This window comes from Iodobacter violaceini (genome assembly GCF_011601265.1).
Classification (GTDB): Bacteria; Pseudomonadota; Gammaproteobacteria; order Burkholderiales; family Chitinibacteraceae; genus Iodobacter; species Iodobacter violaceini.
In genome coordinates this window covers 414,968-427,925 of the sequence record NZ_JAAOLX010000002.1, presented here as the reverse complement: position 1 = coordinate 427,925, position 12,958 = coordinate 414,968, and the positions used below count along the sequence as shown (strand labels likewise).

Below are 12,958 nucleotides of genomic sequence, written 5' to 3'. Positions count from 1 at the left end.
GCACGGGGCTATCACTCTGCTAGCTGGCCGGGCTTGCTTTCGCCTATATCACGCACCACGTCTTTCAGCGCTAAGCTGGCCAGCTTTTCGTCAGGCAGGCTTACAAGGAGCGAGATGCGCTGCTTAATCTGCAAAAAGACTTTGCGGAACGAAGCAAGTTTTTCTTCCTCTGTTTCTCCGTGCGGGTCTTCATAGCCCCAGTGTGCTGTCAGCGGATGCCCTGGCCAGATTGGGCAGACTTCGCCTTTGGCGTTGTCACAAACGGTGATGACAATATCCATGTGCGGTGCGTCAGCGGCTTCAAACTCTTCCCATGATTTCGAGCGCAGTGCGCTGGTGTCGTAGCCGATGCCATTCAGCAAGGTGATCGCATGCGGGTTGATTTGGCCGCTTGGGTGGCTGCCCGCACTGAATGCTTTAAAGCGTCCCTCACCCAGCATATTCAGCCAGCCTTCGGACATGACGCTGCGCGCCGAATTGGCGGTGCACAGGAAAAGGACGTTGTAGACTTTGTTGCTCATCGTGAATCTCCAGTGTTTACACGGGTTTTAGCAGCAGTTACTGCCGGGGGCGCAGCTGTTCTTGGGTTGGGGCGTTACTTCGACCGCTTTGGGCGCACAGCAGGTGTTGGTTGTGGATTCGTTGCCGCTGAAAGTCGGGATGCTGCCAAGGGTGCGATAGCTTTCCCATGCAATACCCGCCGGATCTGTAACCCAGTGCTTGTCCGATTGGGCGTAGCAACAAGCTGTACCCGGCTCGCTGAGCACCGAGATATCCGCAGTGGCTAATTGCTTTTGTAAGGCGGTCAGCTCGTCGTCGCTGTCGACCTGAAAACCGAGGTGATCAAGGCCTGCCGGTGCACCTCGCTGCGAGATGGCGAAATTGATGCGTGGATCGTCGAGCATCCACTTTGCGTAGTCAGGCTTGAGTACGGTTGGCTCTGCCGCGAACAGCGCAGTGTAGAAGCGTATGCTGTCGTCCAGCTTCGGTACCGATATATGGACATGAAAGCGTTTCATTTTTTAACCCCAGTCAGAGAAAAGTTAACAACAGCTGTTGTCGCAAGATTTATGATCAGAGGGCTCACAAGCCTGGCCCTGGCAGCAGTTTTCAGTCATAAAACCGAGCAAATTATTCATTTGTTCGTAGTTTGCGGAGTAATAGATAAAGCGCCCGTCTTGCCGCCGGTTGATCAGGCCAGCGTGCGTTAACTCCTTCAGATGGAAGGACAGGGTGGCATTGGCAACCTCCAGACGCTCACCGATTTGGCCCACAGCCAAACCTTCTGGTCCTTCTTGTACCAGCAGCCGGTAGATTGCTAAACGAGTGTCCTGAGCGAGAGCGGCCAGGAGTATTACGGCAGTTTTTGTATTCATATTTCTATAATCTTGGAAATATAGAATTGAGTCAAGAAGGATTTACTGCGGGATTTAAGTTTGCTCAAATAGCATGAGCAAAGCATTTGAGCAGAAACGAAGTCTCTCGTTAAAGTGGCAGTTCACAGAAATATTTCTAAAATAATTAATCCGTCTTGCTAACGCGCTTTGTTTCCTTGTTTGTTCCCCTTTATTTAGGACTTCATGCCATGACTAAGCTTCCCCTGTCCCTGAGTGTTTTATCCGGCGTTGTATTACTTGGCGCCTGCGGAGGGACGGCATTTAATAAGTACGATGCAAGTCTTCCCCGGCACAGCCTGCCTGCAGAGCAAGTAGCCGCACCTTCGCCTGTCGCCGGCAAAATGCAAGCAATTGCCGATGCAGGCGTGCGCACACAGGCCAATACGCCGCTTGCCTCTGCCGAACCCGGCCGCGAAAACTATAGCAAGCTGGAAGAGCTGTCAGTGAAGGCGGTGTCTGCCGAGCCGGTCTCCACTTTTTCGATCGATGTGGATACCGCCAGCTACACCAATGTGCGTCGTTTTTTGCAAGCGGGCCAGTTGCCGCCTAAAGACGCTGTGCGGGTAGAGGAGATGATTAATTATTTTCCTTACAATTATCCCCATCAGGCCGGCAGCCGCCCCTTTGCCGTGTACACCGAAATAGCACCCGCGCCATGGGGCGTGGATAAGCATCTGATCCGTATTGGCATCAAGGCACAGGACATCAAAGCAGCTCTGCTGCCTGCGGCAAACTTAGTGTTTCTGGTGGATGTGTCCGGCTCGATGAATGAGCCCAATAAATTGCCGCTGCTGCAAGCTTCGCTTAAATTATTGGTGGATCAGCTTAAAGCAGGAGACCATGTTTCCTTAGTGACCTATGCCTCCGGTACGAAGGTGGTGCTGGAGCCCAGTGCAGATAAAAACCAAATCAAGCGGGCTATTGATCAGCTGGTTGCCGGGGGCGGCACAGCAGGCGCCGCAGGTATTCAGCTGGCTTATCAGATGGCACGGCAGGGTTTTATTAAAGGCGGGATCAATCGCATCCTGCTGGCTACCGATGGTGATTTTAATGTGGGTGTCACCAGCATTGATGCGCTGAAAGAGATGGTTGAAAAAGAGCGTGAGGCAGGGGTTTCTTTAAGCACTTTGGGCTTTGGAATGGGAAATTACAATGACGCACTGATGGAGCAGGTGGCCGATATTGGCAACGGCAATTACCACTACATTGATAATCTGAACGAGGGGCAAAAAGTGCTGGTGGATGAAATGAGCTCCACGCTGGCCACCGTGGCCAAAGATGTCAAAATCCAGGTTGAATTCAACCCGGAGCAGGTCAAAGAGTATCGCCTGATTGGCTATGAAAACCGCCAGCTTAAGCGTGAGGATTTTAATAACGATAAGGTGGATGCCGGTGATATTGGCGCAGGCCACACCGTGACTGCCCTCTATGAAGTGACTTTTGCCGGTAAAGCGGGGTATCTGGAGCCACTGCGTTATGAAGCCAAACCCGCTAAAAAAACTGCGCAGAGCGACGAGCTGGGCTTTTTACGCCTGCGCTATAAAGCGCCCGATGGCAAAAACAGCCAGCTGATCGAAATCCCGCTGCAGCGCCGTGATGTATTAAGCAGCTTTAATCAGGCCAGTAACGAATTCCGCTTTGCCACTGCTGTGGCGGGTTTTGGGCAATTACTGCGTAATGGGCGGTATATCAGTGACTTCAACTACGCAAAAGTTGCTGCCATTGCGGGCAATGCCCGAGGTGATGATGTATTTGGCTATCGTGGGGAATTTTTGCAATTGGTTAAACTGGCAAAAAGCCTGACACCTGCGGCCGTTGAGGGCGGGCGGGATTAGCGCGTTTGAGCCAGGCAAAAAAATCGGTAAATTCGTGATCTGTGAGATGGGATAAGGTAGGTTTAAGGGTGAATTGGCGCTGGATAAGGTTCCGCGCCATCTTCCCTTGTTATTCGGAGTGATAGCGCTTGGGCCAGCTCCAATATTCTACTCGTGTCTTTTTTATAAACAATTAATAGTCGAAGCTGATCGTCAGTGCCGGGGTCAATAGAGAGGAGCTCATATCCGCCTTCTTTAATGGCATACCCAGCTAAAACACAGTTGATCCAGCGAAAATAGGCAAAGGAATTGTTCTGGATTTCTATATCGTCATAAGGGAATGCGGGTAAAGGATCTGAAAACATATCTTCCAATTGTTCATGGATCTCATCTATTTTATCTCCTTCCACTGTCCAGCTATACAGTTTGTCATAGATTGCGAACGTCATGGCTGAGGCGGCGCTGCCTGCCCATTCCAGCTCCGGATTATCCGGCGCATTTTCTACATATTGGGCGGCTTCAATGATTTCGTTTGCGCTAAATTCATTGCATGAAAGCAGGCGTAGCAATTCTTGTATCACTTCAATTCCTTTGTTATCTTTGTGGAACGTAGCTCATTTTACTGAAAAATAAATATAATTCTATTGTTTATAAATCAGGAACAACGCGCTGTGTGGCAATTAATTGGATATTGCCAGCTGTTCAGCCACACAGCCTTTTTATTAAAAACTAAGAGCGCCGCTTGCCCCCTGTTATTCCAGATTAAAGCGCAATACGGCGCCGCGCATTTGCTGTGCCAAGGCCGAGAGCGCTGCCGCTGATGAAGAGCTGCCTTTAGCGGCCACACTACTTTCTGCTGTCATTTGTGCAATCCTCTCTACGCTGCCTGCAATTTGCCCGCTGGCTGTGGATTGCTCCAGCAGGGCAGAAGAGATGGCAGATATAGCGGCTTCGGCTACTTTGGCGCTGTCTGCAATGCTGCCTATGGCATCAGCGGCAAGGCTGGCCAGGCTCACGCCACTGCTTACTTTTTCTACTGTGCGATTCATGCCTGCTACCGAGCTGTCGGCCCTGTCCTGGATCAGTTTGATCATATCGGCAATTTCTCTGGTTGCTCCGCTGGTGCGCTCGGCGAGTTTTCTTACTTCGTCGGCAACAACGGCAAAGCCGCGTCCTTGCTCACCTGCCCGTGCTGCTTCGATGGCCGCATTCAGCGCCAGCAAATTGGTTTGTTCGGCTACTTCGCGGATCACGGCCACAATGCTGGAAATGCGTTGTGATTCCTCCCCCAGGGCTGCTACTTTTGTGGCCGTTTCTGTGATTTCAGCAGCAATGCTGTGGATTTCATCCGCTACATTCCGGATCACCACCGCGCCCTCATTGGATCTGGTTTCGGCCTGCAGCGATGCCTTTTGAGCATCTCCTGCGTTATTGCTGATTTGCCCGATGCTGACAGTCATTTCTTCAACTGTTGCAGCCATATTGGATGCGGCATCGCTCTGAAGGCCCGCACTGAGCGATACATGTTCTGAATGCTCTACCATTCCGGCGGCGGATGTGGCCAGCGAATCGGCATGGGCGCGCATGGCAGAAATGGCTTGCCGCAGCGCAGTTTGCATATCGCCTAAGGCGTGCATCATCTGTGACGTTTCATCGTGGCCCTGGCTGCGGGTGTCATTGGTCAGATCGCCAGAGGCAATGCGGTTGGCAATACCGATGGTGCGCCGTAAGGGCACAACAATGCCACGCGCGGTGATAATACCCAGAATGAGACTTAAAATGGCAGCCAGCACACCGCAAACAAGAAATAATTGCCTGGCCAGCCCAAATGCACTTTGTGCATCTTTATCGCCCTGATTGGCCAGCGCAACATTAAAGCCACGGTGAGCCTCGATTAAAGCGCGTACTTTCTCAAAAGACCTGACGCTGTTGTTTAATAAGCTTCTTGCCTCATCTGCCTGATTGCCTGCAGAAGCTGTTAAGGTTTGTTGCCGGATGGCATCGTAGCCTGCCACTGCAGCCCGGTCATCAGCCAGCAGCTGCCTGTCGCTGTCATTGCTCAGCAGGGGTTCATACCGCTTGAATTCGGCCTCAATGGCAGAAAGCAGGGGCGGCATTTTTTGCGCTATGTCTGCTTTGGCTGCGGCATCCATGGTTAATACATGCTCGCTCAGCAGTTTATCCAGCTGAACAAAATGATCAAAAGCGGCGTCGAGCACTACAAGGCTGGGTACGCTGTTTACCGTGGCATAGTTGGCGCTGTTATACACTTTGTCGATCTGATAAAGCCCCACTCCGGTAACGGCAATAACGCCCAGCAAGGCGGTTCCAACCAGCGTTAATAATCTTTGAGTAACGTTCATTATGGGCTCCTTGGGTGAACAGCAGCTGCCTTGCTTAAGCGGGCTGCATGCTTTCCTTACTACTGATGTTCACCATAGGATAGCGTTGTAGTACATACCAATACGCTGGCTGGACGGTATTGCGGGGGATGCAGAGCGGAGGGGGGGCGTTTTTTTAAGACCTTAAAAATCACGCCTCTTCGCCCTCTGAGTGAAAAGCCTCGTAAATTTCTTTTACGGTTTCGCCATTAAACGTCCAGTAAGGGGAAGGCTGAATGGGAGTGCCTTCTGCTAAACCCAGTAATCTTCGGGTTGCTTCAGTTAAAGAGATGATTTCGTCTGCGAAGCGTACTTTTTTTTCTTCAATCACAATGGCCTGCTGGCTGCCATCTTTAGAAATTAAAATGGATCCGTCCGGAATACCCAGCTCATGGAAATTCATTCTGGGGCGTTTGGTTGTTTTGTAATGGTCTGCAGATTGCTTATCGATATCTTCAATATCCGAATCTAACTGTTTTTCAAATTCAAGCGTTATGTCCTCTGTTTTTAATAATCTGAGCACAGAAATAACCCGCTCAGCCTCAATTTTAAAAAACTCCCGGTTGGGGTTGATCCTATGATTGCCAAAGGCGAAATGAAGTGCTTTTTCAACTTCGCCAGCATCTTTTACCTGGCAGGCAAAAGCGCAATCAAAGGGCACAGGCACGCCTGTTCCATATAATTGCTTCATTCTTTCTTCGACTTCCGTTTGCGATGTTTTCCCGATCTTAACGAGGCCGGGCATGGCTGGATTAGTTAAAACATAAACAATTTGTGAACTGATATCGGCCATAGAAAGTGCTCTGGGTAAAATTGGAGGCTTATGGAGCTACATGCCAAGATGATGGCGGGCTAGCTTAAATCTGTAATCCTGGCAATCAAGCCGTCTTTAAATTCAAATTCAGACCGGCCGGATAATTCCAGCGTCTGGCCTTTCTTTAAGCCATTGGGCAAATCATTGGCAACGACAGCACGAAAGGCGATGGTTGCGCTGGCCATGTGGGTACTGCTTTCAAAGCTGAGTATTTCCTGATGCCGTTCTGAAAATATGGCGACAGATTGCTCTGCCAGCACTTTTAATTCTTCCCGGCCTGTGGTGTGGGTATTTACATGCCCGCCAGCGATATTTTTGAATTCCACATCATGGTGCACAGTCAGCAGCATGGCTGTTACGTCTTTGCGGTTGTAAGCATTGATGTACTGATCAATCCGTGCGCGAATTTCGGTGGGGGTCATCGTGTATCTCCTGCATTGGCTGGGCTGGGGGGCATGATCTGCTGAATAAATGCTTTTTAGTTTTGCCTGAGCTGTTTTTTATGTATTCGGGCTGATGTACTTTTCTATCGCTTCCTTTGCCTCTTTAAGCCCCGCACCTTGTTGCTTGCGATAAAACCTGAGTGCGCTGATTTTTTCCCCGGCCCTCGCTAATTTGATTACTTCAGCGGATGGCTCCTGCCATTTGTTTTCATCAATCCCCTGCAGGGCGAGCAGCCGGTCAAGCTTGGCTTCAATCCGACTTAAGCGATCAGTCAATGGCTGCAAGAGCATAAAGCTAAGGCCCCCCACGATCATCAGCACCATCCAAAAATCTTCTGTCATTTTGCTTCCCCAAAGTTAAAAAAGCGGGTGATGTAAAGGTCATGTTTTATGGCTGATTTTACCCTGTTGTATATCTTTCTGAAATGGAAAGTAAAAGACAGTAATGGATTCAGCCATTTTTTCACAGATTATTTTGCACTGAGCAGCCTGATAAAACATGCACCCAAGGAGCAGGGAAGAGCGCTGATAAAAGATCGGCCCGGGCGATATGCAGGGGAGCAGACAGAAAAAGCCATTTTTCATTACATGGAGCCATTTATTGTGTAAGCAATCTATCAGGTATAAACGGTCGTCATTGCTGTGCTGCCCGGTAGGCAAGCCATTTGCAGAAAAATTTATACCTGCACCTTGATGTTGCCGGCCTTCTGCAGGCTCCATGTCTTGATTGCGCTCAAGACCTGAGTCTGGTTATTACGGCTCTTTTAAGTACAAATTTTTATAATTTTTATACTTTCTTTATACGAGGGCCTGCGTTTTTACCACAGTCTTTACGCTGTATTCCATAAAGTATACGGGTCGATTCCTCTTAATAAGAGTTAGCCATGGATGTGATTTATTTAGGCGCTTTATGCGTAATAGCGGTATGCCCCGCCTTACTTTTACTGCTGTGCAGCCACCTTAGGGGTGAATCATGATCGTTCTGATTTCGCTGGTTACCGTTATTTTATTTGTTTACCTTTTTTACGCGCTGTTTAAACCGGAGCGTTTTTAAATGACTACCGATGCTTTGCTCCAGCTGGGGCTGTTTTTATTCGTTTTGCTGCTGTTGTCATGGCCGCTGGCGATTGTGATCAACAAAGTGATGCAGGGTGAGATTCAAGGCCCTTTGCGTGTTTTAAAGCCGCTTGAAAACGGGATCTATCGTTTGGCAGGTATTAATTCCAGCCAGGAAACAGGCTGGAAATCCTATGCGATCAGTTTGTTGCTGTTTAATGCAATTGGCGCATTGGCACTTTATCTCTTGCAACGTGCGCAAGGTGGCCTGCCGTTTAACCCTCAGGGGTTTGGCGCGGTCAGCCCGGATTCTGCGCTTAATACCGCAATTTCCTTTGTCACCAATACCAACTGGCAAGGCTACGGCGGTGAATCCACCATGTCTTACCTCACACAAATGCTGGGTTTAACAGTGCAGAACTTTGTTTCTGCAGCCACCGGTATTGCGGTAGTGATTGCCCTGATCCGTGGTTTTGCCCGGCACAGCGCCAGTACCGTGGGTAACTTTTGGGTGGATTTAACCCGCAGCACTTTATATATCTTGCTGCCGCTGTCTCTGGTTTTATCTTTGGTGTTTGTGGGCCAGGGCATGATTCAAAACCTGTCCGCATATAAAGAAGTGCCTACAGTCCAGGCTAATGCATTTCAGCAGCCAAAGCATGACAGCCACGGTGATGTGGTGAAAGATGCCAAGGGCGCACCTGTTATGGAAGACGTGGTCAGCCATACACAAACTCTGGCTATGGGCCCGGTTGCATCGCAAGAGGCAATTAAGCTTTTAGGTACAAATGGTGGTGGTTTTTTTAACTCGAACTCGGCTCATCCTTTTGAAAACCCAACGCCATTTGCAAACTTTTTACAAATGCTGGCGATTTTCCTGATCCCTGCTGCGCTGTGTTTTGTTTTTGGCCGCATGGTTGGGGATAAACGTCAGGGCTGGGCGATTATTGCTGCCATGACGGTGATTTTTGTGGCGATGTATTCCGTGCTGGTGGTGGCCGAGCAAACAGGTACGGCCGGTCTGAATCCGCTTGGTGTGGATCAGGTGCTGAGCAGCACGCAAGCTGGCGGCAATATGGAAGGTAAAGAAACACGCTTTGGGATTACGGCAACATCACTGTTTGTGGCGGTTACTACCTCTGCTTCATGTGGCGCAGTGAATGCGATGCATGATTCCTTAACACCGTTAGGTGGTTTGATCCCGATACTTTTGATGCAGCTGGGTGAGGTGGTGTTTGGTGGTGTGGGATCAGGTCTTTACGGCATGCTGGTGTTTGCGATTCTGGCGGTGTTTATTGCGGGGCTGATGGTAGGCCGCACACCTGAATACCTGGGTAAAAAGATCGAAATCTTTGAAATGAAGATGAGTGCTTTATCTATCCTGGTGACACCGATTCTGGTGCTGGTGGGTACAGCGGTTGCCTTGATGTTGACTGATGGTAAGGCAGGGATTCTGAACCCGGGAGCGCATGGCTTAAGTGAAGTGCTCTATGCCTTTACCTCGGCTGCAAATAATAACGGCAGTGCTTTTGCTGGTTTATCTGCAAATACCCCGTTTTATAACGTGATGCTGGGTATTGCGATGTGGCTGGGCCGCTTCCTGATTATTGTTCCGGTATTGGCAATGGCGGGTTCTTTAGCTGCTAAAAAACGCCTTGCCGTAACAGGTGGAACGCTGCCAACGCACGGGCCTTTATTTGTAGTGCTTTTGGTTGGAACCGTGCTCTTGGTGGGGGCATTGAACTACGTACCTGCTCTGGCACTGGGCCCTGTGGTTGAACATTTGCAAATGATTGCACCTGTTAAATAACAGCCTTGGGCGGGAAGGCCTGTGGTTTTTCCCGCCCGGTAAATTTGCAATCAAACCATTGCAACTCCTTTTGGTAAAAAGCGATGAATACTACTGACGTGAATCGTACAAAGCCCGCCGCAGCGCCTGTTGCTGCTGCCGCAGTGGCTGCGCACTCTGTACCTGCTGCAGCAGGCAAAAAACTTTCTTTACTCGACCCGCAACTGATTGGGCCAGCGGTGGTCGATTCGTTTAAAAAGCTGGCACCTAAGACCCAGCTTAAAAACCCAGTGATGTTTGTGGTGTATGTGGGCAGTATTTTAAGCACCTTGCTGCTGATTCAGGCCCTGGCCGGCCACGGTGAAGCAGCGCTGAGCTTTATTGCCGGTATCACTGCATGGCTGTGGTTTACCGTGTTGTTTGCTAACTTTGCTGAAAGCCTGGCAGAGGGGCGCAGCAAGGCACAGGCCGCATCATTACGTAATACCAAGAAAAACGTCATTGCTAAAAAGCTGACTGGCCCGGGCCGCAAATTTGGCAAATCCATTGCCGACAGCGCCAGCCTTCGCAAGGGTGATTACATCCTGGTGGAAGCCGGTGATGTGGTGCCTGCGGACGGTGAAGTAATCGAAGGTGTGGCTTCGGTGGATGAATCGGCCATTACCGGTGAATCTGCACCCGTGATTCGTGAATCGGGCGGCGACTTTACAGCAGTAACCGGCGGTACGCGTGTGTTGTCAGACTGGATTGTGGTGCGGGTGAGTGTGAACCCGGGCGAAGCCTTTCTGGACCGCATGATTGCCATGGTGGAAGGCGCAAAGCGCCAGAAAACACCGAATGAAATCGCGTTAACGATTTTGCTGGTGGCTTTAACCATCGTGTTTATGGTGGTGACGGTAACGCTGCTGCCTTTCTCTATGTTTAGTGTGGAAGCCAGCAAAGCAGGCTCGCCAATTACCATTACGGCCCTGATTGCCTTACTGGTATGTTTGATTCCAACTACTATTGGTGCACTTTTATCAGCCATTGGTGTGGCGGGTATGAGCCGTATGATGCAGGCCAATGTGATTGCCACATCAGGCCGCGCAGTAGAAGCAGCAGGTGACGTGGATGTGCTGATGCTGGATAAAACCGGCACGATCACACTGGGTAATCGTCAGGCTTCCGCTTTTGTACCGGCTCCTGGTGTGACGATGGAAGAGCTGGCTGATGCCGCACAATTGGCATCCCTTGCTGATGAAACCCCGGAAGGCCGCAGTATTGTGGTATTGGCTAAGCAGAAATTTAATCTGCGCGAGCGCCAGCTTTTAAGCCACGCGGTAGAGTTTGTAGCGTTTACTGCACAAACCCGTATGAGTGGTGTTAATTACGATGAGCGTCTGATCCGCAAGGGTGCTATCGACGCGATTAAAAAACATGTTGCATCCATGGGGGGGGTATTCCCTGATGCTGTAGGCAAGATTGCAGACGATATCGCCCGCCGTGGTTCTACACCATTGTTGGTCAGTGATGGCCCTAAAGTAATGGGCGTGATTGAGCTGAAAGATATCGTGAAGGGCGGCATTAAAGAGCGTTTTGCCGAGCTGCGTCAGATGGGGATTAAAACCATCATGATCACAGGTGACAATCCGCTGACTGCTGCAGCCATTGCTGCCGAAGCCGGTGTGGATGATTTTCTGGCTGAAGCAACACCAGAAGCCAAGCTGGCATTGATCCGCCAGTATCAGGCCGAAGGTAAGCTGGTCGCGATGACCGGTGACGGTACCAATGATGCTCCTGCACTGGCGCAGGCTGATGTGGCCGTGGCCATGAATACCGGTACGCAAGCGGCTAAAGAAGCGGGCAATATGGTGGACCTGGATTCTAACCCCACCAAATTGATTGAGATTGTGGAAATCGGCAAGCAGATGCTGATGACACGCGGCTCACTCACCACCTTTAGTATTGCCAATGATGTGGCCAAATACTTTGCCATTATCCCGGCCGCTTTTGTATCGACTTACCCGCAATTGGGCGCATTAAATGTAATGGGATTAAACAGCCCTAATTCGGCGGTGATGTCAGCGGTGATTTTTAATGCCTTAATTATTGTGTTCCTGATTCCACTGGCATTAAAAGGCGTGAAATACCGCGCTCAGGCTGCCGCGCAATTACTGCGTAATAATTTATTGATTTACGGTTTGGGTGGCTTATTAGTGCCTTTTGCCGGGATTAAAATCATTGATATGGCATTGGGTGCGATGGGCTTAGTTTAAGTGGTGCGTCATCCGGCCGGTGCCGGATGATTTGGAGGGCACGCGTATGGATATGATTGGAAACTTATTGCTGATTATTTTCATTCTGGTGTTGGCGTATGGGATGAGGTGCTGCAGTCTTTGGTTTTGGCGGCGCTCGCCCACGCTTAAGGAGTATCTGGCTAAGCATGTCACGTGCAAGGGGGAAGGAGAGGTGGGCTGCTATCGCTGCGGCGCATTTTACCCTTTAACCAGTGATCATCTGTACGCCGTGCGCTCTAAAACGATGTGCAGCTGCTGCAAAACCGTACTGTGGCGCAGCGAAATTTGATGTGGTGTGCCATTGCCCGCCACTTATGGATAGATTTACCTCTTGAAGCAAGCCTTATGGCAAGCGCAATGAAGGATTTAAAATGAATGCTCAATTAAGACCCGCTCTGGTCATTTTTGCTCTACTTTCTGTGATCACTGGCCTGGCTTACCCTTTGCTGGTAACCGGCGTTTCCCAGGCTACCATGCCGGATCAGGCCAATGGCAGCCTGGTGCAATTGCAGGGTAAGGCCGTAGGCTCAAGCCTGATTGGCCAAAATTTCAGCGAGCCACAATACTTCTGGGGCCGCCCGTCTGCAACAGGCCCTATGGGCTACAATGCGGGCGGATCAAGCGGCTCAAACTTGGGCCCGACTAATCCGGCGTTTCTGGATGCGGTAAAAGGGCGTGTTGAAGCGTTGAAAAAAGCCCACCCAAACCAGGCTGGCGCTATTCCGGTTGATCTGGTTACGGCATCAGGCAGTGGTCTGGATCCGCATATCAGTATCGCCGCTGCGCAGTATCAGCTTGAGCGTGTTTCGGCTGCTCGTAAGCTGTCTGGCGACAAAGTGAGTAAACTGCTGGCAGAAAATACAGAAGGCCGTCAGTTTGGTGTATTTGGCGAGCCGCGCGTAAATGTGCTGAAGCTGAATATTGCACTGGATGAGCAATATCCATTAGCGAAGTAGTCAAATTCGCAGGGCGCAATTGCCTTGGCAAT

Annotated in this window: 13 protein-coding genes; 5 read left to right on the top strand and 8 right to left on the bottom strand. The window is 50.2% G+C overall.

Features of this window, described 5'->3' with window-relative positions:
- Positions 1-11: 11 nt before the first annotated feature.
- From HA050_RS05600 to HA050_RS05590, 3 genes are read right to left on the bottom strand one after another with little or no spacing between them, the layout of a single operon-like run.
- Complete coding sequence (locus tag HA050_RS05600) at positions 12-521, bottom strand: arsenate reductase ArsC (protein ID WP_166823152.1); 510 nt, start codon at positions 519-521, stop codon at positions 12-14.
- A 27-nt stretch (positions 522-548) separates the two neighbouring features.
- Complete coding sequence (locus HA050_RS05595; RefSeq protein WP_166823149.1) at positions 549-1,019, bottom strand: ArsI/CadI family heavy metal resistance metalloenzyme; 471 nt, start codon at positions 1,017-1,019, stop codon at positions 549-551.
- 24 nt (positions 1,020-1,043) lie between these two features.
- Positions 1,044-1,376: an ArsR/SmtB family transcription factor gene (locus HA050_RS05590; RefSeq protein ID WP_166823146.1), complete on the bottom strand. Its 333-nt coding sequence runs from the start codon at positions 1,374-1,376 to the stop codon at positions 1,044-1,046.
- A gap of 209 nt (positions 1,377-1,585) precedes the next feature.
- On the opposite strand from HA050_RS05590, the gene HA050_RS05585 reads away from it, so the two are divergent.
- Positions 1,586-3,232, top strand: a complete 1,647-nt coding sequence (locus HA050_RS05585; protein ID WP_166823143.1) for a vWA domain-containing protein — start codon at positions 1,586-1,588, stop codon at positions 3,230-3,232.
- Positions 3,233-3,294: 62 nt separating this feature from the next.
- On the opposite strand, the gene HA050_RS05580 is transcribed toward HA050_RS05585, so the two are convergent.
- From HA050_RS05580 to HA050_RS05560, 5 genes are all read right to left on the bottom strand, one after another.
- Positions 3,295-3,792: a DUF6630 family protein gene (locus tag HA050_RS05580; RefSeq protein WP_166823141.1), complete on the bottom strand. Its 498-nt coding sequence runs from the start codon at positions 3,790-3,792 to the stop codon at positions 3,295-3,297.
- Positions 3,793-3,963: 171 nt separating this feature from the next.
- Positions 3,964-5,574: a methyl-accepting chemotaxis protein gene (locus HA050_RS05575; RefSeq protein WP_166823138.1), complete on the bottom strand. Its 1,611-nt coding sequence runs from the start codon at positions 5,572-5,574 to the stop codon at positions 3,964-3,966.
- Positions 5,575-5,743: 169 nt separating this feature from the next.
- Complete coding sequence (locus HA050_RS05570) at positions 5,744-6,385, bottom strand: GIY-YIG nuclease family protein (RefSeq protein WP_166823135.1); 642 nt, start codon at positions 6,383-6,385, stop codon at positions 5,744-5,746.
- 59 nt (positions 6,386-6,444) lie between these two features.
- Complete coding sequence (locus HA050_RS05565) at positions 6,445-6,828, bottom strand: nuclear transport factor 2 family protein (RefSeq protein WP_166823133.1); 384 nt, start codon at positions 6,826-6,828, stop codon at positions 6,445-6,447.
- A 78-nt stretch (positions 6,829-6,906) separates the two neighbouring features.
- Positions 6,907-7,191, bottom strand: coding sequence for a hypothetical protein (locus HA050_RS05560; RefSeq protein WP_166823130.1), 285 nt, complete (start codon positions 7,189-7,191; stop codon positions 6,907-6,909).
- Between the two features lie 631 nt (positions 7,192-7,822).
- On the opposite strand from HA050_RS05560, the gene kdpF reads away from it, so the two are divergent.
- From kdpF to kdpC, 4 genes are all read left to right on the top strand, one after another.
- Positions 7,823-7,903: a K(+)-transporting ATPase subunit F gene (gene kdpF / locus HA050_RS22585; RefSeq protein WP_166823479.1), complete on the top strand. Its 81-nt coding sequence runs from the start codon at positions 7,823-7,825 to the stop codon at positions 7,901-7,903.
- Positions 7,904-9,715, top strand: coding sequence for a potassium-transporting ATPase subunit KdpA (gene kdpA, locus HA050_RS05550; protein ID WP_166823128.1), 1,812 nt, complete (start codon positions 7,904-7,906; stop codon positions 9,713-9,715).
- A gap of 83 nt (positions 9,716-9,798) precedes the next feature.
- Positions 9,799-11,949, top strand: coding sequence for a potassium-transporting ATPase subunit KdpB (gene kdpB, locus HA050_RS05545; protein ID WP_166823125.1), 2,151 nt, complete (start codon positions 9,799-9,801; stop codon positions 11,947-11,949).
- A 392-nt stretch (positions 11,950-12,341) separates the two neighbouring features.
- Positions 12,342-12,926 carry a potassium-transporting ATPase subunit KdpC gene (kdpC, locus tag HA050_RS05540; RefSeq protein ID WP_166823123.1) on the top strand — a complete coding sequence of 195 codons (585 nt, stop codon included), beginning with the start codon at positions 12,342-12,344 and terminating at the stop codon, positions 12,924-12,926.
- Positions 12,927-12,958: the final 32 nt, after the last annotated feature.

Excerpts from the sequence above, each read along its gene's own strand:
- kdpA (WP_166823128.1), top strand. The coding sequence starts at position 7,904 with ATGACTACCGATGCTTTGCTCCAGCTGGGGCTGTTTTTATTCGTTTTG.
- HA050_RS05575 (WP_166823138.1), bottom strand. The coding sequence starts at position 5,574 with ATGAACGTTACTCAAAGATTATTAACGCTGGTTGGAACCGCCTTGCTG.
- kdpB (WP_166823125.1), top strand. The coding sequence starts at position 9,799 with ATGAATACTACTGACGTGAATCGTACAAAGCCCGCCGCAGCGCCTGTT.
- HA050_RS05565 (WP_166823133.1), bottom strand. The coding sequence starts at position 6,828 with ATGACCCCCACCGAAATTCGCGCACGGATTGATCAGTACATCAATGCT.
- kdpF (WP_166823479.1), top strand. The coding sequence starts at position 7,823 with ATGATCGTTCTGATTTCGCTGGTTACCGTTATTTTATTTGTTTACCTT.
- HA050_RS05560 (WP_166823130.1), bottom strand. The coding sequence starts at position 7,191 with ATGACAGAAGATTTTTGGATGGTGCTGATGATCGTGGGGGGCCTTAGC.
- HA050_RS05595 (WP_166823149.1), bottom strand. The coding sequence starts at position 1,019 with ATGAAACGCTTTCATGTCCATATATCGGTACCGAAGCTGGACGACAGC.
- HA050_RS05570 (WP_166823135.1), bottom strand. The coding sequence starts at position 6,385 with ATGGCCGATATCAGTTCACAAATTGTTTATGTTTTAACTAATCCAGCC.
- HA050_RS05600 (WP_166823152.1), bottom strand. The coding sequence starts at position 521 with ATGAGCAACAAAGTCTACAACGTCCTTTTCCTGTGCACCGCCAATTCG.
- HA050_RS05585 (WP_166823143.1), top strand. The coding sequence starts at position 1,586 with ATGACTAAGCTTCCCCTGTCCCTGAGTGTTTTATCCGGCGTTGTATTA.
- HA050_RS05590 (WP_166823146.1), bottom strand. The coding sequence starts at position 1,376 with ATGAATACAAAAACTGCCGTAATACTCCTGGCCGCTCTCGCTCAGGAC.
- kdpC (WP_166823123.1), top strand. The coding sequence starts at position 12,342 with ATGAATGCTCAATTAAGACCCGCTCTGGTCATTTTTGCTCTACTTTCT.